Below are 24,939 nucleotides of genomic sequence, written 5' to 3'. Positions count from 1 at the left end.
TCCAGTTCCAGAAGGAGTGTATGTATGCGAATCGGACTAGTCGGCTACGGCCATGGCGGCCGCTTCTTTCACGCGCCGTTGATTGCAACGCTGCCCGGCGCAACCTTCGTCGGCGTGGTGACGCGTTCCCCGGAGCGCCGCCAGCAACTGGCGACTGACCATCCCGGCCTCAAGGCCTACGATTCCATCGGCCAGATCGTCGAGGCCGGTGTGGATGCGCTGGTTATTTCCACCACCCTCAAAGGCCGCCCGGCCCTGGTGCTGGAAGCCATCGAACATGGCGTTGCGGTGGTCAGCGACAAACCCTTCGCCAGCAATGCCGAGCAGGCCCAGGCGCTGATCACTGCCGCCGAACGCCAAGGCGTGTTGCTGAGCGTCTATCAGAACCGGCGCTGGGATTCGGACTTCCTCACCTTGCGCAAATTGATCGACACCGGCGCCCTGGGCGAGGTCACCCGGTTTGAGTCCTGTGTGGAGCGCTACAACCTGCAATCGGTGGGCAATGCCAGCGGTGGCGGTTGGTTGCGCGACCTCGGCAGCCACTTGGTGGACCAGGCACTGCAACTGTTCGGCCCGGTGGATCGGGTGTTCGCGCAATTGCACTTCAGCGCGCAATACCCAACGCTGGATCACGGTTTTTTTGTCTCGCTGACTCACGCCAACGGGGTGATTTCCCACCTGCGGGGCAGTGCGCTGCAAAACAGCCAGGCCCCGCGTTTTCGTGTCAGCGGCACGCTGGGTTGCTACACCGTCGACGGCCTGGACGGCCAGGAAGAAGCGCTGATGGCCGGCAAGTCGCCAAAAACCGAAGGCGAGCACTGGGGCGCGGAGGAACATCGACGCTGGGGCTGGTTTGAACAAGGCGCTGAGCGCGAACGGGTGCCGTCGGAAAAAGGCTGCTGGACGCAGTTCTATCGCCAGTTGCAGAGTGCTGTGCAAGGGCAGGGGCCGTTGCCGGTAAGCGCCTATGACGCGCTGGAAACCACCCGTATATTGGACGCCGCACGCCTCAGCAACGAGCGCCAGCAGGTGGTTTCAATAAAAATAGAATGAAATTCTAAAAATGGTTGATATGGAAATTATTTTCCAATAGAGTCTTTTCCAGGTTGCAAAAAGTACGTCTCGGGCTCGATCCGCGCGACTCAACAAAAACAAGATCAAAAACAACCAGGTACCGTCAGATGAAAATCTTCAACGCTGTACTGCGAGTTTTACGCCCTGCCCAGCAAGCGCCACGCGATCTGCCTCGCGCCCGGCCGTTTTATTTCTCCTTCCTTAATGTGCTGTGCGTCGAAAACAAAGGCGCCCTGGTGTGCTGCATCCCGGGAGCACCGATCGTTCGACTGCCCACATCCTCGCTCTGAAAAACGCAACGTCCACAAAACCAACAAGAAATTGGAGACAGACCGTTCATGAAGACCCCGATCCGTTTTACCGCGCTGGCCTTGTCCATGTTGCTTGCCAGCGGCTTTGCCACAGCGGCCGATCTCAAGATCGGCGTGAGCATGTCCGCCTTTGATGACACCTTCCTGACTTACCTGCGCGAAGACATGGACAAGCAAGCCAAGTCCTATCCCAAAGGCGACGGTGTACAGCTGCAGTTCGAAGACGCCCGCGCTGATGTGGTCAAGCAGCTGAGCCAGGTGGAGAACTTTATCAGCCAGAAGGTCGACGCGATTATCGTCAACCCGGTGGACACCGCGTCGACCAAGAACATCATCAGTGCGGCGACCAAGGCGGGCATTCCACTGGTGTTCGTCAACCGTCGTCCTGACCAGAAGGATCTGCCCAAGGATGTTGTCGCCGTGACCTCCGATGACGTAGAGGCCGGTCGCCTGCAAATGCAGTACATCGCCGAAAAGCTCGGTGGCAAAGGCAAGATCGTGATTCTGTTGGGCGACCTGGCCAACAACTCCACCACCAACCGCACCAAAGGCGTGAAAGAGGTCCTGGCCAAATACCCCGGTATCACCATCGAACAGGAACAGACCGGTACCTGGCTGCGTGACCGTGGCATGACGCTGGTCAACGACTGGCTGACCCAGGGCCGCGAGTTCAATGCGGTGCTGGCCAACAACGATGAGATGGCCATCGGTGCGTCCATGGCTTTGAAGTCGGCAGGCGCCAAGCCGGGCAGCGTGTTGATCGCCGGGGTTGATGGAACACCGGACGGCTTGAACGCGATTACCAAGGGCGACATGGCCGCGTCGGCATTCCAGGATGTCAAGGGCCAGGCGGTGGGTTCGGTGGAAGCGGCGCGCAAGATGGCCAAGCACGAGCCGGTCGAGCAGAACGTGATCATCCCGTTCAAGCTGATCACCCCCGACAACGTCAAAGACTTCAAGTAGCCCTTCATAACAACAATAAGCGAGCAGGGCGGCCACGGTCGCCCTGCTGATGGAGTACCCGATATGCTTGCTCAAGCGGTTGTCTCGCAGCCTCCCGGTATCCAGCCCCTGGCGCCGGAAGAACCCTACCTGCTGGAAATTCTCAATATCAGCAAAGGCTTTCCCGGCGTCGTGGCCCTGGCCGATGTGCAACTGCGCGTACGCCCAGGTTCGGTGTTGGCGTTGATGGGCGAGAACGGTGCGGGCAAGTCGACGCTGATGAAGATCATCGCCGGCATCTACCAGCCCGACGCCGGGGAGATTCGCCTGCGTGGCAAGCCGATCGTATTTGAAACGCCGCTGGCGGCGCAGAAGGCCGGGATCGCGATGATCCACCAGGAACTCAACCTGATGCCGCACATGAGCATCGCCGAGAACATCTGGATCGGCCGCGAGCAGCTCAACAGCCTGCACATGGTCAACCACCGCGAAATGCACCGCTGCACCGCCGAGTTGCTGGCGCGCTTGCGCATCAACCTGGACCCGGAAGAACACGTCGGCAACCTGAGCATAGCCGAACGGCAGATGGTCGAGATTGCCAAGGCGGTGTCCTACGACTCCGACATCCTGATCATGGATGAACCGACTTCGGCCATTACCGAAAAGGAAGTGGCTCACCTGTTTTCGATCATTGCCGACCTCAAGTCCCAAGGCAAAGGCATCGTCTACATCACGCACAAAATGAACGAAGTGTTCGCCATCGCCGATGAAGTCGCGGTGTTCCGCGACGGCCACTATATCGGCCTGCAGCGCGCCGACAGCATGAACAGCGACAGCCTGATTTCGATGATGGTCGGGCGTGAGCTGAGCCAGCTGTTCCCGGTGCGCGAAACGCCCATCGGCGAGCTGCTGCTGTCGGTGCGCGACCTGCGCCTGGACGGCGTGTTCAAGGACGTGTCGTTCGACCTGCACGCCGGTGAAATCCTCGGCATCGCCGGGCTGATGGGCTCGGGCCGCACCAACGTGGCGGAAACTCTGTTTGGTATCACCCCAAGCAGTGGCGGGCAGATCACCCTCGACGGCAAACCGATACGTATCACTGACCCGCACATGGCCATCGAGAACGGTTTTGCGTTGTTGACCGAAGACCGCAAGCTCAGCGGCCTGTTCCCGTGCCTGTCGGTGCTGGAAAACATGGAAATGGCCGTGTTGCCGCATTACTCGGGCAACGGTTTTATCCAGCAAAAGGCCCTGCGCGCGTTGTGTGAAGACATGTGCAAGAAGCTGCGGGTGAAAACCCCGTCGCTGGAGCAGTGCATCGACACCCTGTCCGGCGGCAACCAGCAGAAAGCCCTGCTGGCGCGCTGGCTGATGACCAACCCACGCCTGCTGATTCTCGATGAGCCGACCCGCGGCATCGACGTCGGCGCCAAGGCCGAGATTTATCGCTTGATCTCCTTCCTCGCCAGCGAAGGCATGGCGGTGATCATGATTTCCTCCGAGCTGCCTGAAGTGCTGGGCATGAGCGACCGGGTGATGGTGATGCACGAGGGCGACCTGATGGGCACCCTCGACCGTAGCGACGCGACCCAGGAAAAAGTCATGCAGTTGGCTTCGGGTATGACCGTAGTCCACTGACGAACAGCAGCGTAGGCCCGCGGTTGGCCTGTGCCACAGAATAAGAAGGTGATTGGCTATGAACGCAATAACAGACAACAAGCCCGCCACGGCACCGGTCAAGCACCGCAGGCGTTTGCCCACCGAGTTGAGCATCTTCCTGGTGCTGATCGGTATCGGCCTGGTGTTTGAACTGTTCGGCTGGATCGTGCGCGACCAGAGTTTCCTGATGAACTCCCAGCGCCTGGTATTGATGATCCTGCAAGTGTCGATCATCGGCCTGCTGGCGATTGGCGTAACCCAGGTGATCATTACCACCGGTATCGACCTGTCTTCGGGTTCGGTGCTGGCGTTATCGGCGATGATCGCCGCCAGTCTGGCGCAGACTTCCGATTTCTCCCGTGCGGTGTTTCCCAGCCTGACGGATTTGCCGGTGTGGATCCCGGTGGCGATGGGCTTGGGCGTCGGGCTGCTGGCGGGGGCGATCAACGGCAGCATCATTGCCGTCACCGGTATCCCGCCGTTTATCGCGACCCTCGGCATGATGGTCTCGGCCCGTGGCCTGGCGCGGTATTACACCGAAGGCCAGCCGGTGAGCATGCTCTCGGATTCCTACACCGCCATTGGTCATGGGGCGATGCCGGTGATCATCTTCCTGGTGGTGGCGGTGATCTTCCATATTGCCCTGCGCTACACCAAGTACGGCAAGTACACCTACGCCATCGGCGGCAATATGCAGGCGGCGCGGACGTCGGGGATCAACGTCAAGCGCCACTTGATCATCGTCTATAGCATCGCCGGGCTGCTGGCGGGGCTGGCGGGTGTGGTCGCCTCGGCACGTGCGGCGACCGGCCAGGCCGGCATGGGCATGTCTTATGAGCTGGATGCGATTGCGGCGGCGGTCATCGGCGGCACCAGCCTGGCGGGCGGGGTAGGGCGCATCACCGGCACCGTGATCGGCGCGTTGATCCTGGGGGTGATGGCCAGCGGGTTTACCTTTGTTGGGGTGGATGCGTATATCCAGGACATCATCAAGGGGCTGATCATCGTGATCGCGGTGGTGATCGACCAGTATCGCAACAAGCGCAAGCTCAAACGCTAGGGCTGGCATTCAGCGCCTATCAATGTGGGAGCCGACCTGTGTGGGAGCTGGCTTGCCTGCGATCGCATCAACTCGTTATCCCTGACAAACCGAGTTGCCTGCATCGCGGGCAAGCCCGGCTCCCACACAAGCCAGTTCCCACACAGGATGGCTCTCACATAGGCCAGCTCCCATATTGGATCTTTACCATTGAGTTCTAACCGTCTGTCTTCTATATAGCTCCACACGACTGAATTTCTTGCTATAAACGCACTCCGATGACCATTCGCCAAGCCCGTCCTGGTGCCTTTGGGGGTTAATTGGGAAAAAATGCCTGTCATTTCAGTTGCTGAGCCCTCAAGTCGGCCTTAGACTGCCGCCCCTCGTAAATTGAGTGCCGGGTGGCGCTTGAAATGAACGGCGCCTTTCCGAGGCCTGCAGAGGTCTGCCGGAACGCTCCCTTATTCGCCTTAATGCACGTATTTTTTATAGAGAAATCAATGACAAAGGAAAAGTTGCTGGCCATGCCGGCGGATGACTACATGAATGCCGAACAGCACGCTTTTTTTGAGCAGTTGCTGCAGGACATGAAAGTGGAACACCACGAGCGCATTGAGCAGAACCGCATCGCCATTGAAAGCCTGGATACCCCGGCTGACCCGGCTGACGCCGCTTCCGTTGAAGAAGAGCGCACCTGGCTGGTGAATGCCATCGACCGCGACCAGCGTATGCTGCCGCAGCTTGAGCGTGCACTGGAACGCATCAAGGAAGATTCCTTTGGCTGGTGCGACGACAGCGGTGAGCCTATCGGCCTCAAGCGCCTGCTGATCAGCCCGACCACCAAGTACTGCATCGAAGCGCAAGAGCGTCACGAGCAGATCGACAAGCACCAGCGTCAAGCGTGATGTGCTGAAGTTGGGCGCTGCTGACGTGGCGCCCAAGCGAAATACCGGTTACGCCCCTGTCTATTGATCTGTTGCAAACTCCCCCACTAAAGGCTCATGGATAATGGCCCGATAGTGGCGTTTAATGCAGCAACAATAACGACAAAGCAGTGGGGTAACGACGATGGCTGGAGACGGATCTCTGATGGGCGCAGCAGTGCCACCGCACACGGTGGCGCGCGTGCTGCCCGGCTGGCTGACGCCGCTCCTGCAGAGCACCGCCCTGGTGCTGGTACTGCTGGGCCTGGCGTTTGCCGGCTTGCCGATCTACCTGTGCCTGCCCCTGGTTTTGCTGGTGGTCTGGCTACCGCGCTTTAAAACCCGAAAGCCCGTGCGCGCAGACTCCGCCGCGTCCGATGCGATGGGTGAACTGACCCGCGACCTCTCCTACACCACCAGTCATAACGCGCTTTCGGCTGCCGGCGTGGCCTATTCGGTCAAGCAACTGGCGGCCCGTTTGCAGTCGCAGTTGAGCGCGGCCAAGCAAATTGTCAGCAGCGCCGAAGTCATGATCGGCACTGAAAAGGTCACCTCGCAACTCAGCCGACAGGCCCTCGGCGCGGCCAGCCAGGCCCACCAGCGCAGCACCGAAGGCCGCGAAGTGTTGGCCCAGTCGATCACCCGCATGCACCAACTCAGCCAGCGCGCGAATGCCAGCCGCGAGCTGATCGAGGCCTTGAGCCAGCGCAGCGAAGAGATTCAACGCGTAACCCTGGTGATTCAGTCCATCGCCAGCCAGACCAACCTGCTCGCGTTAAACGCGGCCATTGAAGCGGCGCGCGCCGGTGAGCACGGGCGCGGGTTTGCCGTGGTGGCCGATGAGGTGCGCGGCCTGGCCGGGCGCACCGCCACGGCCACCGATGAGGTGGGGGTGATGGTCGCCGATATCCAGCAACGCACGGCGCAGGTCGTGGAGCAGATTCGCCAGTTGTCGGCGGACTTGCACACCGGCGTCGAGCAAGTGGAGCACGCCGGGTCGCAGTTGGAGAGCATCGCCAGCCTGGCGGCGGATGTGGAAGGGCAGGTCAACGAAATCGCCCAGGGCACCGACACCAACCGCGTGCAACTCGACAGCCTGTTCCATGCCGTGGAGCAAATGCGCAGCGACCTGAGCGTGAGCGACCAGCAAACCCGCCAACTGGCCGACGCCGCCGTGCAAATGGAAGGGCAGACCGAAACCATCAGCGAGCGCCTGGCCGAAGTCGGGCTGGATGACTATCACCAGCGCATCTACGACCTGGCCCGTGAAGGCGCGAACCGCATTGCCGAGCAGTTCGAAGCAGACGTACTGCAAAACCGTATCAGCCTGCAGGACCTGTTTGACCGCAGCTACACGCCGATCCCGAATACCAGCCCAAGCAAGTACCACACGCGTTTTGACGGCTACACCGATCAGGTCTTGCCGGCGATCCAGGAAGCGCTGCTGCCGCGCCATGAAGGCTTGGTATTCGCCATCGCCTGCACGCCTCAAGGCTATGTGCCGACGCACAACAAGGCGTTTTCTCAAGCGCTTAGGGGCGATCCACAGGTCGACGCGCTGCAGAACCGTACCAAGCGTAAGTTCGAAGACCGCACGGGTATTCGTTGCGGCAGCCATCAACAAGCGGTGCTGTTGCAGACCTACAACCGTGATACCGGTGAGTTGATGCACGATTTGTCAGTGCCCATCATGGTCAACGGGCGGCATTGGGGCGGGCTGCGGTTGGGCTATAAGCCGGAGACGGCCAAGCCCCCGCGCTAGGGATTGTTGCTGTTTATGCAATGGAGCTATTCCGGGGATAGCTTTTTCCAACTGGCAGAAAACCGTAGCATGGCGAACATTGTTAGCCAGCTAACTAATGCTGCGGAGAAGCACCATGCAAAACAAAGTCGATGTCGCCGTGATGATCGGCAGTGGCGTACCCGAAACCCTGCGTGCGCTGGGCCAGAAGGCTTGCTGGGTGGTGTTGCTCAATGGCGAGCAACGCGGCACGGCGTTTGCCAGCCGCGATGAGGCGGAGGAGTGCAGGGCTGCCTGGCAGGCGCTGTTGCGCCTGGAACAGTCAGACAGCCTGCATTGAGTTATCGCGGTTGATGCAGGCGCTGGTTCAACTCATCCACGGCGATCGCCCATTCGGCATCATCACGCAATTCTTCCTTGAGAAACGCCGCCTGCTGCGGCGTCCAGAAAGGTGCGTCGATCAGCTTCACGTCTTCGGTCAGCGGATGTGCATCGATGAATGCGTCGATTGCTTCGGGGGTTGATTCCAGGCCGAGTTGTTCAAACAAGGTTTCAAGCGTTGGGATTGGCGCGTCCATATTTGGTTCTCCATGCAAGGTGATGGTCTTGTGCATGTGAGGCGCTGGAGGCGGCAGAGTTCTATCGGATTATCAGGAATTGAGTGCGCCTGAATCCACAGCGGTTTTCAGGGCTTTGGCGGCATCTTTTGCGGCAATGGCGGCGGCGTCGACAGTTTTGAACCAGCGATCTTTTTCCACTTGGTGCGTGGTCACGGTCGTCAGCGGAGGTTTGGCCCGCATGATGATTACCGCTTGGAACTCACCGTCTACTTCTCGCACATCGCCATGGATGAAAAATTCGCCAATATCAAATTCCGTCACGTATAGCCTTCCCTTCAAGGTAACCGCACTGATGAAACCTGACCCGCAGGGGGCAAACTTCATGGACGGGTCAGTATGGCAGTTGTTGAGGGGCGGCGGCGCAGTAAAGTCATCCGGATGACGAAACGATAGCGCCGTGAACGGTGTGCAAGCTGGTTTCGAGTTCTTTCGCCAGTTCACAGGCCCGAATGTGGTTGCTGCGAAAGCCTCTGATCCGGCCGCTGGTCACTTCCAGGATATGAAAGAAATTCCGTCCGGCCGGTACAACTCGGTAAAGAACGGAATTGGAGTACCCGTTGGGGTCAGGCAAGCAGTAGTATTGGCGCTCGTCTTGACATGATGAACGAGTGCGGGAAGACATGGCGTCGTGTTGGCGTGGTTGCATGCTCAGCTCCTGTCGAACGATCTTGTTGACCCTCCAGCAACGTTTCGGGTGGTTTTGACCCGTGTTGCTGTTTTAGTATTGTCGTCGGCAGCCAATGCTTGGTTCCACGCCAGGTAGTTTTTTATGTGTGTGTTGTCGGAAACAGCGCTTTTAATTGAGTTATTCTCTGAAGCTGGTCGGCCCGTGTTCTCGGGCGGTTGAACCTGTGATTTCCTGTGGTGCCTGATGACCTGCATAAGGTCTATCGCGCATGCCTGTACTAGTCTTGCGGCGCAGCAGCGGGTTCTCTTCAGTTTCTTAACAAATGTGTGATCGTGCCCCAGGGCCGTTTTTTTGTGCTGCCCGCTCCGGCAGGTAGCAGTAATTTTGATGTGGGGGCGTTTCCTTGGCAGTCAGTAATCTGGATATGCACGCGTTATTCGTGCTGGGTGATTTGCGCGCAAAGTTGGTCAAGCAGTTTCAATCGCGTTTCGTCTACATCACCGAACAAACGCCGGAAGGCATCTATATCGCCGAAATCGATACCGAATCGGCGATGGTGGTGGATGACAAACAGCGTCTGGAGCTCAAGGTGGGCGACCATTTTCGCGCGGCCGTGTTGCCGAGTCGCGAGGGTGGCAAGTTCGAGTTGAAGTTCCGCGACATCAAGTTGACCGTGTATGGCCTGGGCGATTACGCCTTTGTTACTTCGACCGAAGGCCAGGGCATCGTGTTCAAGGAAGGCCACAACGTCATGCTGGTGTTTGCCGCCAACGAGCAATTGCAGGAAGGCCTGACCAAAACCCTCAAGGCCGTGACCGGCAAGGCCGCCAAGTGGCGCAAGGGTGAGCTGGTAACGTTCAAGGCCAGTGAGTAGTCGATAAACGTCGCGTGTATTCTTGCTCTCCCGGAACCTCTACTACAGTTGAGTTGACTTAACTATTCAGAGGCTTCGCGCATTGGCAGCAAAGCCGTCCGCTATTGCTGCGAAAACGCGAGGTGCAAAGGCATGAAAGGATTTAAAACCCTATTGGCAGCGTCCCTGACGGCCTTGAGTCTGTCAGTGGCTTCAGTGCCGGTTTCGGCCGCCCAGGCACCGGTGCATTTCGCCGACCTGAACTGGGAAAGCGGCAGCCTGATCACCGAAGTACTGCGCTTTATCGTCGAGAAAGGCTATGACCTGCCCACCGACACTTTGCCCGGCACCACCATCACCCTGGAAACCGCGCTGGCGAAAAATGACATCCAGGTGATTGGCGAGGAGTGGGCCGGCCGCAGTCCGGTTTGGATCAAGGCCGAGGCCGAAGGCAAAGTGGTGGGCCTGGGCGATACCGTCAAGGGCGCCACCGAAGGCTGGTGGGTGCCGGAATACGTGGTCAAGGGCGACCCCGCCAAAGGCCTCAAGCCACTGGCGCCGGACCTCAAGAGCGTTACGGACCTGGCACGTTACAAGGACGTGTTCAAGGACCCCGAATCTCCAGGCAAGGGGCGCTTTCTCAACAGCCCCATCGGCTGGACCTCGGAAGTGGTCAACAAGCAAAAGCTCAAGGCCTATGGCCTCGACGACAGTTATGTGAACTTTCGCAGTGGCTCGGGTGCAGCCCTGGATGCGGAAATCGCCTCGTCAATCCGTCGTGGCAAGCCGGTGTTGTTCTACTACTGGTCGCCGACGCCATTGATGGGGCGGTACAAACTGATCCAGCTGGAAGAACCACCGTTTGACGCCGACGCCTGGAAGACACTGACCGATGCGGATAACCCCAACCCGAGACCGACTCGCTCGTTGGCGTCCAAGTTGAGCATTGGTGTGTCGACGCCGTTCCAGCAGGAACATCCGCAGATCGCCGAGTTTTTTACCAAGGTGCAGTTTCCTATCGAGCCGCTGAATAAAGCGTTGGCGACGATGAGCGAGAACCATACAGCGCCACGCGAAGTGGCCCAGGCGTTTCTCAAGGAGCACCCTGAGGTGTGGAAGGCGTGGTTGACGGAGGATGTGGCGCAGAAGGTTGAGGCGGGTTTGAAGTAAGCCGACACTCTTTCTATTGGATGCAGATCCAAATGTGGGAGCGGGCTTGCTCGCGAAGGCAGTGTGCCAGTCACTGAATATATTGGCTGAACTACCGCATTCGCGAGCAAGCCCGCTCCCACATTTTTAAGTGTATTTCAGGCTTAGAACCTTGTTTGAACGGCCACCTCGAAGGTCCTTGGCGACCCCAGGTAATACGCCGGCGACACATGCGCAAACTCTGCATACACCTCATTCGTCAGGTTGCGCACCCGGCCGGTCACCGAGGTGTGCGAGTCGACCCGGTAGCGCAGGAATGTCCCGAACAGCGTGTAGGCCGGCACCGTCAGGGTGTTGGCGTTGTCTGCATACACCTCTGCGACATACCGCGCATCCACGCCACCTTGCCAGTCCTGTGTGAAGTCATAAGTCAGCCACAGATTGCCTACACGCTTGGGCACGTTGGTCGGCGTATTGCCCTTGCGCGAGACCACCACGCCGCTGGCGATTTTCTCGTTGAAGTCGTCGTACTCGGCATCCACCCAGGCAAAGTTGCCTTCTGCCAGCAACTTGGGCGTGATTCGCAGTGAACTGGCCAACTCAACCCCCTTTGAGGATTGTGCCCCCACCGGGATGCTGTTGTTCGGGTCCAGCGGGTCGGTAACGGCGAAATCCTTGCGCTCGATCTTGTAGGCCGCGACGGTGGCCGAACCGCGCCCGTCCAGGTAATCGAACTTGCTGCCCACTTCCCACTGCTTGCCGGTCGACACGTCGAACACTTGGGTGGTAGTCGACGGCTGCTCGGCCGCCGTGCTGTATTGCACATACACATTGGCTGACGGGATGAACTGGTAGGTCAGGCCGACGCGCCCGGTGACCGGCTCCCAGCTGCGCTTGAAGTGACGCGGGTTGGTGGCCGTGACGGCTCTGTGGTTGGTGACATCCAGGTCGATAGCGTCGTAGCGCAAGCCGGTCAGCAGCGAGAGTTTGTCGGTGAGGCCCAGGCGGTTTTCCACGAACAAAGCCTTGGTGATGACTTCGTTGGTTTTGTCCTTGATGAAGCCGGGCTTGGTGCCGGGTATAGCGTAGAAGTGTCCCGGGTTGTAGTTATTCGGGTCCACTGTACTGTTGCCTGGCACGTTCAACGGGTTGTTTGTGGTGCTGTTGACCTTGTACTCGAAGCCACCGGACCAGGTCGTTGACAGGCCGAAGAACGTATCGTCATGGCGCAGCTCGAACTGGTTGCCGTTCTGCTCGCCTTGATGGCGGACCTGGTAGGCCGTCGAACGGTTCACCGCGCTGTTGTCGGCGTTGTATTGGTAAGTCTCCAGGTTGCGGTAGTCGCGCTGGCTGTCCAAGTGATAAAGGGTATTTTTCAGCGTGGTGCTGTCGTTGATCCGATAGTCGATGATCGAGCGCGCCCAGATCGTGCGCTGCTCGTAACGGCCATCGGCGACGTTGTAATTGTTGAAGCGGTTGTGCCGGTCAATTTTCAGCTCTCCGGCCTTCGGGTTGAGCACCGGCGTACCCCAATAAGGGCTGTCTTCATGCTCATCCTGATATTCCAGCGCCAGGGTGTGGGACAAGTCGGGGGTCAGGTCGCTGAGCAGCGAAAATGCCACGCTCCAGGCATCCCGCTGGTCGCGGTCGATGTAGCTGTGGTTGGTGTTGCGGCTCACATCCAGGCGCGCGTAATGCTACACCTCGGCGCCCGGTTCAGTCAGTGCGTGGTTGAGGCCGAAGGCCATGCCGGCGGTGTCGTAGCTGCCGTAGGTGAGTTGGCCTTCGGCCGCCTGTTCTTCGCGGGTTGCCAGTTTGGTCACGTAGTTCAGCGAACCGCCCACGGAGCCTGCGCCATTGATCAAGGAGGAGGGCCCGCCGACCAGTTCGACGCGGTCATAGACCCACGCATCCACTGGCCGGGCCAAGCCGGTGGCGACGTTGATGCCGTTGAACATCTGGGTGATCTGGCTGCTGGTAAACCCACGATAGGACACAAACCCGCCAAACCCCGGCGGCGCGCTGGCGTTAACGCCGGGCAAGGTGTTGGCCGCATCGCGGAAGGTCTTGGCGCCATGGCGCTCAATATCGTTGCGCGTGGCGATGGCCACCGACGCCGGCGTCTCGCGCACGCTTAAACCCAGCCGCGACGCCATGCCGCTGGACTGGTCGAGCGCCAGGCCGGGCTCGGCGGCTTGCTCACCATCAATAGTGGTGGGGGCCAACTCAAGCGCCCAGCCACAGACAGGCAGGCAGCCGAACAGGCCCGCCAACAGGGGTAAATGTTTCATGGTTGAATCCTGAAAAACTTGGCTTGAAAACAACGCACAGCCGCGCGTATTCCCCAACGGGAACGTTTGGACGGTGCAGATCAGAAAGCGAAGGGATCAGGCGAAAGCGGGAGGCGCACGCGGGTTGGCCGCAGGCCAGGTGAAGCGGGCAGGGATGTCAGCGGCAAGCACCACCGCCGGTGGTGGCGCATGGGGTTGTGGCAACACCGCCACATTCAGGCTGGAACTCAGTGCCGGGCCCATACCGCCGGTCGAACATAACGGGCAGCCGAACGCCTTGGACAGCGTCGGCAGATTCTCATCCGTGGAATTGGTTTGCGCGGGCGCCTGGGTACGCGGGTCCACCGTACAGAACTGGCCGCCGATGCCGTTGAGCTGCATCCCCAGCATTTGCCCATGGCCAATACTGCACGCGAACACATTGAACAGGACGCAGCAGTAAAGCATCCAGGCAATGAGCGAGCGGTCGGCACGGGCGATTTTCATGGGGCGGCACTTTACCATCAGCCGCCGACGAAATGCCTACAAAAAATCTCAGGGCGACTATCATCATTCGCACATTTTCAGGGAGCACCCGCCATGAGCTTTGTTATCGCGCGATGGATCGTCGGGGTTTTTACCTGCATCAGCATGGTGCACTTGTACTGGGCCGCCGGCGGCAAACTCGGCAGCCTCGCCGCCATCCCCCAACTGCCCGGCGAATTCGCCCACGGGCCGCGGCCAGCCTTCAAACCCTCGGCACTCGGCACGTTCCTCGTCGCGATGGGCTTGGTGGCGATTGCATTGCTCGTCTGTCTGCGGGCCGGGCTGTATTTCTCGCCAGTGTCCCATGGCGCGCTGCAGTGGGGGATCAGCGCGATTGCCGTGGTGATGTTTGCCAGGGCGATTGGCGATTCGGAGTTGGTGGGGTTTTTCAAGAAGGTGGGTGGGTCGAGGTTTGCCAGGTTGGATACGTATTTTTATTCGCCGTTGTGTTTGGTGTTGGGGGTGGGGTTGTTGGTGGTGGCGTGGGGGTGAGGGGGGCTGTGCGATGCTAAATGTAGCTAATTCACATCAGTTTTATCTTTTTTAGCTCCTAAATTAAGAGTTGATGAAGCAATAAACGTCTTCAGCGCTTATTTTTACGAGTGGTATTTTGTTCAGCGCTGTAATGACTTCGTTTTTATATTCGGTCGAAAATGAAAGCTGGGCTGCTGCATGTGTTTCGCTGTCGTAAAACCTACACAGAATTATGGATGAATGTGCTTTTAAATAATCGTGGATGTTCTCAGCGGTGATGCTGGTTTCAAAAATTGTCATGCTGGTCCAAAGATCACATATTTCTGAACTGAATTTTTGAAGCAGTAAAATGACGTCATGCGAGCCTTGCAGAGCCTGATGATCTATTTTTCTCGGCTCGCTCGGTCGATTTTTGATAACAGAGTAAACCTTGCTTGCTTCATTTTTTTTGAAGAAATCTCCGTTTTTAAGTTCGTTGGATAAACTTTTCTTCAACAGATATTCTTCAGCTTTTGAATTGAATTCCGCTCCGTCTATCGATCTCCACTCTTGCTTAATAGGCCAGTTTTTTGAAAGCCTTTCTGCGACCTCGCACCAAGAAATCCAAACGCTAATGAATGCGTGATCAATCAAAGTTATCGTAGTGAAAGCTGGGTCGTTTGCCTGGTCTCTACCTTCCCATGGTTTGACTCCAGGCTCGTCTATGTAGGCCGTTTTCATTTCTATCTCTTGAGGTTATTGCGGAGGTTGTCGTCGGCAGTTCAACTGCGCCTAATGTAATAGGTTTGTTTTTTATTGGGTGAAACTGGCATCGGTTTTCAATTTGTTTTTTTAGAAAAAGAAAAACAATCCTGTGTTTCTATTGATTGCTAATGTATTTAAGTGGATTATTTTATTTAATGTTTTTGAGTTTTTAGTGTTTGAGTGGGTTTTCAGTATTTGCAAGCTTTCCTTAAGATCCTTTGGAGTGGTTATTGTTTCGTCCTCATATTCGTCGATAATTTTTCCAATGGCATTGTTTATTTTTTCTAATGCGCGAGATTCTAAAAGCTGTTCATATTCTTCTTCTGTAAGCGACGTGCTCTCAAGGAGATGGTCTGGGCAGTCGTTTATGTCTAGCAGCCTCATTGCTTCTATCGTGAGTGGTACACAGATTATTTTCATTTTATTGGTATCTTATTAGCGTGGATTGCTTCATTTTAAATTGAGAGGCAGGCTGAGATGAATGCTTACCCTAAAGCTCAATAAAGGTTTGTTTTGATTTTGCAATGACGAAAAGTATCCGTTTAATTTCTGTGATCTATGTTTAATACCTTTCTGTGAGTAACGTTCGTTGTTTGTAAGTCTCTTGCTTTTGAGTGTGTCACCCCAGTTCTACTATGACTTATCATTTTCGCCTTTCTATTTTTTTTGGGTAAGCAAATAGGAGGGGGCGGTATGTCAAAGCCGACCCCAAAGAGGCAAAATCATTTTATTTAACTCAGCTGTGTATGTAAGTGTAGACGTCTCCTTGCTGAATTTCTTTGATTCCCATCCTGCTAATTACGTTGTTTAGAATCGGCAAATGCTCTGAGTGAAAAATAATCTGAGCTACTCCGTGTGTTTCTGCATCATGGAATCTGAAAGCTAGCACGGTTCGGTCTGCCAATATTAGCTTGAAATCATCTGATGTTGATAAGTGGCTCAGATCGCTAAGTTTATTCCATACGTCGCTGGGTTCGCTATTTTTTTTCTGCATAAGTGTTACGGTATAACGATAGCTAGTGAGTGTAGCTGGATCTATCTCATCAGGTTTTGAATTCAAGTGCTCTATTCCAGAATAGATTGAAGTTGCTTCATTTTTTTTAAATATGTCTTTGGGGTTTGACGATTTTGCAAAATGTTTTAACGCCAGATATTCCTGAGTTTTGCTTTCGTACGGGAATCCCACGGTGTACCAAATTGAGATTGTTGGCCATTCCGATGTCAGTGCGGTAGCAAGTTCGCACCATGTTTTCCAAACGCTTTCAAAGTCTTGGTTTAGCAGGGAAATTGTCGAAAATTCGTGATCGTTGGTCGCGTATAGCTGACCCCATGGGTGAATACCGACTTCTCGGATGAAAACGGTCTTCATTGGTCACTTCTTAAAGTATGTGTGAGAGTCATCGCCGATTTCCAGTGGGACTTTACGATGATTGATAGTTGTTTCAGTATTGAAGTGAGGTGCATGGTTACCTTTCTTGTGCCCAAGGGAATGTTCGCGAATTTCAATTTTTCTTCCGAGGAGCTTAAATTCATAGACGCGTCCTTGTGTATAGCGATTTTGATCGGTAAGTGTCTCTCGATAAACTCGTGCCGGATGCTGGTGTTTAGGGATTCCGCCAATTTCTTTCGCCCTTCTGAATGCTCCATTTCGGGAGAGTTTACTGTCGGCCCCTATGGGAGCTTCTGGCTCTCGCTCGTTAACCCTAGCTGTGTAGGATGGCTCCTCGATTTTATGTGTAGGTTTACATCCGTTTCCACCAGGGCACCCATTTAATCCCAAGGGATCGACCCACCCTGTCGGATTGGGCACGTACTGGTAAACGTTGATCCCACCCGCCAGCTTCACCGGATCAGGCGTCAGATAGCGACCAATATCTGGATTGTAGTAGCGATGGCGGTTGTAGTGCAGTCCACTTTCCGGGTCGAAGTATTGGCCTTGGAAGCGCAGCGGGTTGTCGATTTTCTCGATGTCTAGGCGGCTGATCTGGCCGTAGGCGCGGTAGTGCGCGGACCAGACGATTTCGCCGTCGGGGGCGGTGAGTTCCTGCGGGGTGCCTAGGTGGTCCAGTTGATAGTGGAAGGGCTGGGTGTCTTGTGGGCCAAAACCTTCCAGCAGTGCTAAGGGCCGAAAGCTGTCCGGCTCGTAGATGTAACTGCGATGACGATCCGCGTGATGCTCGGCAACCAGCTTGTCGCCTTGCCAGAAGAACTCAGTAGTTATGCCATCAACGGTTTTGCTGATCCGCCGACCAAACGGGTCATAGCGATAGCTGGCCGTTTGCCCGTTGGGTTGAGTAACGCCGATCAACCGATGCTGGCAGTCGTAGCGATACTCGGTGACGAGTTGATGACCCTTGCCGCGCCTTTGGCGGATCAGATTGCCAAACGCGTCATAGTCATAATGATGATCGCCTTGGATCACCAACCGATTCCCCGCCACGATGTCCGGCCCTGGGCGGTCTTGCATGAGCAGGTTTCCAGCCGGGTCGTGGCCGAAGCGCTCTTGTTGGTCTTGCGAGTGATCGGCGCGGGTCAGGCGGGCGAGGGGGTCGTAGTGGTAGTGGTGTTCGCCTTTGCGGGTGTCGAGCAGGCGGGTGAGGTTGCCGGTTTTGTCGTAGTCGTAGTGGCGGCGGTAGAGCTTGTGTTCTTCCTGGGTCACCGCGTGGGCGTGCAGGCGGTTTTGCTCGTCGTAGTGGTAGTGGCTGAGCAGTTGGCCTTGCTGGCGCTGGCGCTCGCGGCCGGTTTTGAATAGGTGAGAGGTGAGGGTTTTGCCATTCAGTTCGACGGTGGCGAGGTGGCCGCCTTTGTCGTGGTTGAAGGTGAGGCGGTTGTTGTCCGGCAGGCGCAGGTTCTTCAGTTGGCCGCAGGTGTCGTAGCCGTAGCGCAGGGTGCCCCAGCCTTGGTGGTCGGCGGTGAGGCGGTTTTGGCTGTCGTATTCGTAGGCCAGGGCCCAGTGGCCGTCATCGACGCTGAGGAGGTTGCCCAGGCGGTCGTAGGTGTATTCAACAACGTTGGAATCGGGAAGGGTTTTTCGTACGAGACGCCCGGAAGGGTCTCGCTCGTAGCGGGTGACTAGCTGACTACCGTCATCGCCGTGTTCGGTCTTTTCCAGCAGGTTGCCGTTGAGATCGTAGACGTACGCCGTTCGCTGGCCGTCAAAACCAATTTCCTGCTGGATCAGGCCGTTTGGGTAGTAATCCAGCCGGTAGGTTTCGCCGACTTCATTTTCGATCTCGGTCAGTAGTAACCGGGTGTTGTCGTAGCGGTAGTTGACCTGGGTGCCATCGGCGTTGAGGCGGCGGCTGATCAGGTGCAGGCCGTCGGCGTATTCGTAGCGGGTGACGTGGCCCAATTCGTCACGTTCAGAGGTGATTTTTCCGTACGGGTTGTAGCTGAATTCCCGCGTGGCACCCCCTGGAAGTACGACACGAACCAACCGGCCCACACCGTCCCACTGATACTGGGTCAGCGCCCCATGCTCATCCTCACGCGCAACCTGTCGCCCAACATCGTCATAGCGATAGCGTTTAACTCCACTGTTTGGAAGCTGTTCCTCAACAAGCTGCCCACGCTCATTCCAAACCAGCCGATGACAACCGTTATCCGGATACCAAACCCCAACCAGTTGCCCGTGTTTGTTGTAGGTGTAGTCCGTAACGTTGCCGTCAGGATCTGTCTGACGCGTAACGTCGCCCTGGTCATTACGCTCATACTTCCAAACCGCCTCACCGCGCCGCACAACCCGTACGAACCCGTTGTCATGCTCGTAGGAAGTCGGCTCATCCTCCCCCGGAAACAGCGCCACCAAGCGTCCAGCATCGTCATACTGATACGCCGTCACCGCGCCCAGCGGGTCCTGCTCAACCGTCAGTCGGCCCTTGTCGTCGTAGGATTTGAAGTACTCAGCACCATCAGGATCAACCCGCTGCACCAGCCGCGCGCGCTGGTCATGGACATACACTTCCTGACTGCCATCAGCGTTGTGAACCGTGACCCTGCCACCGTCCTCCCACACATACCGCGTATCCATCTGCGAAAAGCTGGCCCAGTGCCGAACACAGCGCGCCGCCTTACCAGCCCGTTCCCATTCCCAAAAAAAACTCGCCCCACCGGCCAATTGCCGCTCAAGAATGACGTGCTGATCGTCGTACCGATAAACCTCACTTTCGCCTACGGCATTGGTCGCCGAAACCAGTCGCCCAGCCTCGTCATAGGCGTAGGAAACGACGTTCTGCTCAGTCACCCAGACGTAGGGCTCACGGCCTTTGGCGCGATGAACCTGATAGTCCACCGCCACAATGCGCCCAAGCTCATAGCGCAAAAACAAAGACCGGCCTACACCGTTATCCAGCCGCTCAATCCGGCCCAAACGATCACGAATAACCCGCAGCCGGTTGTCATATGCGTCGCTGATTGCCGTCAGTACACCATCGCAAAAGTGATAAAACCGCGATGCCTGAGCCAGCATCAACTCATCGGGCAAAGCCCCCAAGTAGATAGCGGCTTCGGCCAGGCTGTTGGTAATCGCAGGCCGGGAAACGCTAGGCAACGGAAACTCAGTAATGCGATTCTCATGATCCGTCCAAACCACCGAATCACCCGAAACCACCAACCGCTGCGCCAGCGAATGACTCCAGCCAAACCCCAACCCGCAATCCATTTCCACCGCGCTGGTGCGGTACAACCGCGTCCACTCAAACGGCAAAATCCCGTCCAGCGCGCCATCGGTGAGGGTCAGCAATTCCTCGCCGGTAACCATCGACACCGGGCAGCCATTGGTGGCCGTTTTATCCGCAGGCGCCGCCGCATCGCCCTGGGGATTTTTCGCCGACACGGGCGCATCATCCACACGCTCTTTCTGCTTCAGCACCGTGTTCTGCCGCGCCCGCCAGCGCATCTGCATCGTGCCTTGCTTCAGCCCACCGACTACGCCACGAACCGCCACGGCCTTGTAGCGATCCACCGCCTGCATGAACTTGGTCAGAATCCCGAGCAGGCCACGCACAAAGCCAACCGCGGCATTCAGTATCCGCGCGCCATACTTCACCAACCGCAAGCTCAGATACGCCACACCCGCCGCCGGCAGCGCGATCATCAACACCGCGCCAATCACCAGGTCGATCAACAGCGACACCGCAAACCCCGCAGCCGCCTCAGCCATCTCACCGGGTGGCAAAGCCTCCAGCCACAGCATCGCCGTGCGCACCATCAGGTACAGCGCCGCCTCGTCACTGGCCAGCAACATGGCTTTTTCCATGACCTGTGGCGCGTCGGTGGCCAACTGCGCCAACTTGGCGGCCTCGGTGCCGAGTTGCTCGACGTACTTCAACGGGTCTTCAAGAATTGCCTGCACCAGCTTGATGCTGTCCCACACGTCCCGGATCGCCGCCCAACTGCCCGCCAGCACGCCGCTGCCAATTGCGCTGGCGGTGGATTGTTGCCAGGACGGTTTGAAGCCGTTCCATTGCTCGCGCAGCCATTGCTCCAGGTCTGTCGTCAGCCCAGCGTAGGAGGCGAACAACGCGTCTACCTGCTGCGCGGAAACGCCGCCCTGTACCCGCACCTGATAGCGCCCGCCGGCCACGCAGGTGTGGGTTGCCTTGCCATGTTTATCCAGCATGACCCGCGTGGAACTGCCGTCTTCCAGGCGAATCACCTCAACCGGGATTTCGCCGATCGGCACGTCGTACACCGACTCGAACTTGCTCTCGATTTTCAGCTCGCCACCCGCCGGGCAGCGCGCAACGGTGGAAAAATCCGCATCGGACATGCTGAAGGAACGTTGCGAATCCCCCACCCGCAGCACTCGGTCCATCCCCAGCAACGACGGCATGTCCGCTGCATGGCTGACCGTATCCAGCGCCCGCGAATACCAGGCGCCCATCTGCTGGCGATACTCCGCCAGGCTCTGATGGAAGCCATTGAGTTCATGTTCGATAAAGGCAATGTGGGCGGCGTGGGTCATCCGTGACGTCTCGGCAAAATGGCAAGGCGTCGGAGCATGCCGCAGGAAAAAGCGCCCGGATGAACGGCTGGAAAAATCAGAAAGGGACGACTGTAGGCGGGTAAAAACCGCGAAGAACTAGCTCGAAGGCCTACACAAAAAAGCGACCTGGCTCATTGCGTAAAACCTCAGCAAATAAAAACCACTCTCATCCTTGCCCGATTTTCCGACATGGCCGTCATGGTTAATAGAACCTCTATTACGCAGGATTTCCCATGTCGCGCCTTGCTCGTCCCTTGCATCCACTGGCCCTGTCAGTGGCGTTTGCCTTTGCCGCCGTGCCATTGCTGGCCGTCCAGTCCTCGTTCGCCGAAGAAAGCAGCAGCGCGTCGCGCCGTTTCTCGATTCCCGCCGGTGACCTCAGCCAGGCCCTCAACAGCCTGGCCGAACAGGCCGGCCTGGTATTGGCATTCGATGCAAGTTTGACTCGCGGCAAGCGCAGCAACGGTTTGAACGGGCAGTACGACACCGACGTGGCGCTGACTCAGTTGCTCGCCGGCAGCGGATTGCAGGCGCTGAAGATCTCCGCCGACCGCTACCGCCTGGAAGCCATACCGGATAACGGCGGCGCCATGGAGTTGCAGGCCACCACCATCAGCGGCGCCTACCACGGCGAAAGCCCCACCGGGCCAGTCGCCGGTTATGTGGCCACCCGCAGCCTGTCGGGCACCAAGACCGACACCGCGCTGATCGAAACCCCGCAGTCGATCTCCGTGGTCACCAAGGACCAGATGCGCGCGCAGAACGCCGAAAGCCTCAACCAGATCCTGCGCTACAGCGCCGCCGTGGTTCCGGAAACCCGAGGTGCCACGGCCTCGCGTCTCGACCAGTTGACCATCCGCGGTTTCGCCCCGGCCACTTACCTCGATGGACTGCGCATGCCGTCCAGCCGGGATGCCTTGCCGCAAAAAGACGCCTTTGACCTGGAGCGCGTCGAAGTGCTGCGCGGCCCGGCGTCGGTGCTGTACGGGCAGGGCACGCCGAGCGGGGTGATCAACATGGTCACCAAGCGCCCGTTGGACACGCCGTTTCATGAAGTTGGCGTCGAGTACGGCACCTTCAACAAGAAGCGCACCACCTTCGACCTCAGCGGCCCGCTGGATGATCAGGGCGTGTATGCCTACCGCGTAGCGGGGTTGTTCGACGACGCCGATGGCCAGGTCGAACACACCGAAACCCGTCGCCAGTCGCTGTCCAGCGCCTTCACCTGGCGCCCAAACGAGGACACCTCGCTGACCCTGCTCGGGCATTTCCAGAAGGACCCCAAAGGCGCGTCCTACGGTTCTATTCCCGCTTGGGGCTCGGTGTTGCGCAGCCCCACCGGGCGCAAGATCGACGTGGATTTCTACGACGGCGAAAAGAACTTCGAGAAGAGCGACCGCGAGTACTACTCCCTCGGCTACGCCTTCGAGCATCACTTCAACGATGTCTGGACCGTGCGCCAGAACGCGCGTTACCTGCGCGCCGAAGGCATCTACCGCAGCATTTACAACAGCAACCTGCAGGCCGATTACCGCACCTCCAACCGCTCGACCATCGCCACCGACGTCGACATGGACGCCTACACCCTCGACAACCAGCTGCAGGCCAAATTCGACACCGGGCCGCTGCGGCACACGCTGTTGATGGGCCTCGACTACCAGAACACCAGCACCGACACCAAGGCCGGTTACGGCAAGGGCCCGGACCTGGACATCTTCGACCCGGTGTACGGCGCGCCTGTGGTCACGCCGGCATTCGCCACCGACGCCACCTCACGCAGCGAGCAGACCGGGGCGTACCTGCAAGAGCAAATGAAGTGGGATAAATGGGTGCTGTTGCTCGGTGGTCGTTATGACTGGGCCAGCACCGACAGCACCACCAAAACCATCAAGACCGGCGCCAAGAGCAAATCCTCGCTGGACAGCAAGGCGTTTACCGGCCGTGTCGGCCTGGTCTACCTGTTCGATAACGGCCTGGCGCCGTATGCCAGCTACGCGGAGTCGTTCAACCCGCAATCGGGCACCGGTTATGGCGGTTCAGTGTTCAAGCCGACCGAAGGCAAGCAGTATGAAATCGGCATCAAATACCAGCCGCCGGGCAGCAACAGCTTTATCACCGCAGCGATTTTCTACCTGCGCCAGAGCAATGTGCCGACCATGGACCCGGACCCAAGCCATCTGTGTGGCAATGGCCGTTGCAGCGTCCAGGATGGCGAGCAACAGTCGCGTGGCTTTGAACTGGAAGGCAAGGCCAGCCTCAACGCTAACCTCGACATCACTGCGGCCTACGCCTACCTGGATAACCGCGCGAGCAAGTCCAACAGCACCGTGCAGTACGCGCCGCTCACCGATAAAGGCATAGGCCCGGCGATTCCGGTGGAAGGCACCACCACCTACGGCGTACCACGCCACACGGCGTCGGCGTGGGCCGACTACACCTTCCACGACGGCCAGCTCAAGGGCTTTGGCGTCGGCGCCGGTGCGCGCTATGTCGGTTCGTCCTGGGGCGATACCGCCAACACCCTGAAAGTGCCGGGCTACACCTTGGTCGATGCGGCTGTGCATTACGACATCCCCAACATCGCCAACCCCAACGACAACCTGCGCCTGGCGCTGAACGCGACTAACCTGGCGAACAAGGAATACGTGGCGTCCTGCTACTCCTATTCGTGGTGTTGGTATGGCTCGCAGCGCACGGTGCAGGCGAGTGCGACTTACCAGTGGTGAAAAGCACATAAGGCAATTTAATGGCCCCTTTGTAACAAAATTCTCGCCAGAATCACTTTTATTTTCAGGTGGTTAGGTGAGGAAGCAAATGCGCACTGTTGGAATCATGCTGATCGCCTGCTCATTGGCGGGTGGCGCGGCTGCCGTGCAGGCACGGGAGCTGCGCGAGGGTGACAAGTACATGTGCAGTTGGGGCGCCGGCACGGCGGCCAGGGCTCAGGAACTCAAACTGTCGGGCGTGTCGCTGTACGCCGCGCGGCAAAAGATCCAGACCATCAAGTTCAACAAATCGTGGATGCGCATGATGGCCATGGGCATCACCGAACAGACTTACGACAGTCGCTCACGGCTCAAGCCCGAGGCGATTCGCCAGAGCTTTTACCAGGATTGCCTGCGCTACAAAGTGGCACGTAAATAACCCGTGGACGGCTCAGCGTGAGTGCGCCCCGACGCAAACACCGACCTGTGCAAAATCTGCGTAAGCCTGTCCAACTTTGCCGTGTCGCCGCTGGCCATACTGGCGCCAGGCAAACCAAGAGGCACAGGCCATGACCGACTACGTATTCACCCCTGAACAAATCCCGTCCCTGGCCATCCAGGGCAGCGCGGCGCGTTTCCCGTTGCGCCGCGTATTTTGCGTGGGCCGCAACTACAGTGAACACGCCCGCGAGATGGGGCATGACCCGGACCGCGAGCCGCCGTTCTTTTTCATGAAGCCCGCCGATGCGGTGGTGCCGGCCGAGGGCGTGATCGCCTACCCGCCGCTGACCGCCGACCTGCACCATGAAGTGGAATTGGTTGTCGCCATCGGCAAGGGCGGCGTGGACATCAACCCTGAAGACGCGCTTTCCCACGTATGGGGTTACGGCGTGGGCATCGACTTGACTCGCCGCGACCTGCAAGCCGAGGCGAAAAAGCTCGCGCGCCCGTGGGAATGGGGCAAGGCCTTTGATCAGTCGGCACCCAGCACCGCGTTGCAGCCCGTGAGTGCGGTAGGGCACCCATCCAGCGGCAAAATCTGGCTGAAGGTCAACGGCGAGCAACGCCAGGTCGGCGACTTGGCCGACCTGATCTGGTCCGTCAGCGAAATCATCAGCTACGCCTCAAAATCCGTCGCGCTCAAGGCTGGCGACCTGATCTTTACCGGCACCCCGGCAGGCGTCGGTGCGGTGCAGCCGGGGGACGTGCTCACCGCAGGCGTCGACGGCGTTGGCGAGCTGAGCTTCACCCTCAGCAAAGGTTGAGGCTAAAGTG

At 58.0% G+C, this 24,939-nt stretch carries 21 protein-coding genes and 1 pseudogene; 14 read left to right on the top strand and 8 right to left on the bottom strand.

What is annotated here, in order from left to right; genetic code table 11:
- Positions 1 to 24 precede the first annotated feature (24 nt).
- The 8 genes from PspR76_RS17660 (at position 25) to PspR76_RS17630 (ending at position 8,029) form a co-directional block, all read left to right on the top strand.
- Entirely contained in the window at positions 25 to 1,053 is a 1,029-nt protein-coding gene (locus PspR76_RS17660; RefSeq protein ID WP_159957289.1) for a Gfo/Idh/MocA family protein, read from the top strand.
- A 128-nt stretch (positions 1,054 to 1,181) separates the two neighbouring features.
- Positions 1,182 to 1,364 (top strand): hypothetical protein, encoded by a 183-nt coding sequence (locus PspR76_RS31300; RefSeq protein WP_232109225.1) that lies wholly within the window; start codon positions 1,182 to 1,184, stop codon positions 1,362 to 1,364.
- 48 nt (positions 1,365 to 1,412) lie between these two features.
- Entirely contained in the window at positions 1,413 to 2,348 is a 936-nt protein-coding gene (locus PspR76_RS17655) for a sugar ABC transporter substrate-binding protein (protein WP_159957287.1), read from the top strand.
- 63 nt (positions 2,349 to 2,411) lie between these two features.
- Positions 2,412 to 3,965 carry a sugar ABC transporter ATP-binding protein gene (locus tag PspR76_RS17650; RefSeq protein ID WP_159957285.1) on the top strand — a complete coding sequence of 518 codons (1,554 nt, stop codon included), beginning with the start codon at positions 2,412 to 2,414 and terminating at the stop codon, positions 3,963 to 3,965.
- Between the two features lie 58 nt (positions 3,966 to 4,023).
- Positions 4,024 to 5,046, top strand: a complete 1,023-nt coding sequence (locus PspR76_RS17645; RefSeq protein WP_026013640.1) for an ABC transporter permease — start codon at positions 4,024 to 4,026, stop codon at positions 5,044 to 5,046.
- Between the two features lie 479 nt (positions 5,047 to 5,525).
- Positions 5,526 to 5,930 carry a TraR/DksA family transcriptional regulator gene (locus tag PspR76_RS17640; protein WP_010564800.1) on the top strand — a complete coding sequence of 135 codons (405 nt, stop codon included), beginning with the start codon at positions 5,526 to 5,528 and terminating at the stop codon, positions 5,928 to 5,930.
- A gap of 163 nt (positions 5,931 to 6,093) precedes the next feature.
- A complete protein-coding gene (locus PspR76_RS17635; protein ID WP_442966677.1) occupies positions 6,094 to 7,710 on the top strand; it encodes a methyl-accepting chemotaxis protein in 1,617 nt (538 codons plus the stop codon).
- Between the two features lie 115 nt (positions 7,711 to 7,825).
- A complete protein-coding gene (locus tag PspR76_RS17630; RefSeq protein ID WP_028615868.1) occupies positions 7,826 to 8,029 on the top strand; it encodes a hypothetical protein in 204 nt (67 codons plus the stop codon).
- Position 8,030: 1 nt separating this feature from the next.
- Here PspR76_RS17630 and PspR76_RS17625 read toward each other — a convergent pair whose 3' ends face one another.
- Positions 8,031 to 8,267, bottom strand: a complete 237-nt coding sequence (locus tag PspR76_RS17625) for a DUF2789 domain-containing protein (protein WP_159957281.1) — start codon at positions 8,265 to 8,267, stop codon at positions 8,031 to 8,033.
- A 72-nt stretch (positions 8,268 to 8,339) separates the two neighbouring features.
- On the bottom strand, positions 8,340 to 8,570 hold the full coding sequence (locus PspR76_RS17620; protein WP_159961506.1) for a hypothetical protein: 231 nt from the start codon (positions 8,568 to 8,570) through the stop codon (positions 8,340 to 8,342).
- A 791-nt stretch (positions 8,571 to 9,361) separates the two neighbouring features.
- Here PspR76_RS17620 and PspR76_RS17615 point away from each other — a divergent pair.
- Positions 9,362 to 9,811 (top strand): hypothetical protein, encoded by a 450-nt coding sequence (locus PspR76_RS17615; protein WP_174245635.1) that lies wholly within the window; start codon positions 9,362 to 9,364, stop codon positions 9,809 to 9,811.
- A gap of 132 nt (positions 9,812 to 9,943) precedes the next feature.
- Entirely contained in the window at positions 9,944 to 10,960 is a 1,017-nt protein-coding gene (locus PspR76_RS17610; RefSeq protein ID WP_159957277.1) for an ABC transporter substrate-binding protein, read from the top strand.
- Positions 10,961 to 11,103: 143 nt separating this feature from the next.
- On the opposite strand, the pseudogene PspR76_RS17605 reads toward PspR76_RS17610, so the two are convergent.
- Positions 11,104 to 13,230: pseudogene (locus PspR76_RS17605) on the bottom strand (TonB-dependent receptor).
- A gap of 96 nt (positions 13,231 to 13,326) precedes the next feature.
- Positions 13,327 to 13,716 carry a DUF2946 domain-containing protein gene (locus PspR76_RS17600; RefSeq protein WP_124417183.1) on the bottom strand — a complete coding sequence of 130 codons (390 nt, stop codon included), beginning with the start codon at positions 13,714 to 13,716 and terminating at the stop codon, positions 13,327 to 13,329.
- Between the two features lie 93 nt (positions 13,717 to 13,809).
- Between PspR76_RS17600 and PspR76_RS17595 the strand changes: the two genes are divergently transcribed.
- The gene (locus PspR76_RS17595) at positions 13,810 to 14,247 is read left to right on the top strand and encodes a DUF3995 domain-containing protein (protein ID WP_094953794.1); all 438 of its coding nucleotides are present in this window, start codon (positions 13,810 to 13,812) and stop codon (positions 14,245 to 14,247) included.
- Between the two features lie 63 nt (positions 14,248 to 14,310).
- On the opposite strand, the gene PspR76_RS17590 is transcribed toward PspR76_RS17595, so the two are convergent.
- From PspR76_RS17590 to PspR76_RS17575, 4 genes are all read right to left on the bottom strand, one after another.
- A complete protein-coding gene (locus tag PspR76_RS17590) occupies positions 14,311 to 14,949 on the bottom strand; it encodes a hypothetical protein (protein ID WP_159957275.1) in 639 nt (212 codons plus the stop codon).
- A gap of 111 nt (positions 14,950 to 15,060) precedes the next feature.
- Complete coding sequence (locus tag PspR76_RS17585; RefSeq protein WP_159957273.1) at positions 15,061 to 15,393, bottom strand: hypothetical protein; 333 nt, start codon at positions 15,391 to 15,393, stop codon at positions 15,061 to 15,063.
- Positions 15,394 to 15,709: 316 nt separating this feature from the next.
- Positions 15,710 to 16,342: a hypothetical protein gene (locus tag PspR76_RS17580; RefSeq protein WP_159957271.1), complete on the bottom strand. Its 633-nt coding sequence runs from the start codon at positions 16,340 to 16,342 to the stop codon at positions 15,710 to 15,712.
- A gap of 3 nt (positions 16,343 to 16,345) precedes the next feature.
- Complete coding sequence (locus PspR76_RS17575) at positions 16,346 to 20,938, bottom strand: RHS repeat-associated core domain-containing protein (protein ID WP_159957269.1); 4,593 nt, start codon at positions 20,936 to 20,938, stop codon at positions 16,346 to 16,348.
- 254 nt (positions 20,939 to 21,192) lie between these two features.
- Here PspR76_RS17575 and PspR76_RS17570 point away from each other — a divergent pair, with 254 nt between their 5' ends.
- The 3 genes from PspR76_RS17570 to PspR76_RS17560 all read left to right on the top strand — a co-directional run bounded on the left by PspR76_RS17570 (position 21,193) and on the right by PspR76_RS17560 (position 24,929).
- Positions 21,193 to 23,685 carry a TonB-dependent siderophore receptor gene (locus PspR76_RS17570; protein WP_159957267.1) on the top strand — a complete coding sequence of 831 codons (2,493 nt, stop codon included), beginning with the start codon at positions 21,193 to 21,195 and terminating at the stop codon, positions 23,683 to 23,685.
- Positions 23,686 to 23,773: 88 nt separating this feature from the next.
- Positions 23,774 to 24,103 carry a hypothetical protein gene (locus tag PspR76_RS17565; RefSeq protein WP_145164581.1) on the top strand — a complete coding sequence of 110 codons (330 nt, stop codon included), beginning with the start codon at positions 23,774 to 23,776 and terminating at the stop codon, positions 24,101 to 24,103.
- 130 nt (positions 24,104 to 24,233) lie between these two features.
- Positions 24,234 to 24,929 carry a fumarylacetoacetate hydrolase family protein gene (locus PspR76_RS17560; protein WP_159957265.1) on the top strand — a complete coding sequence of 232 codons (696 nt, stop codon included), beginning with the start codon at positions 24,234 to 24,236 and terminating at the stop codon, positions 24,927 to 24,929.
- Positions 24,930 to 24,939 lie beyond the last annotated feature (10 nt).

The sequence above is a fragment of the Pseudomonas sp. R76 genome, from assembly GCF_009834565.1.
In the GTDB taxonomy this organism is placed as follows: Bacteria; Pseudomonadota; Gammaproteobacteria; order Pseudomonadales; family Pseudomonadaceae; genus Aquipseudomonas.
Note: the sequence above shows the minus strand (reverse complement) of the source record. Positions and strands in the feature narration are given on the sequence as shown.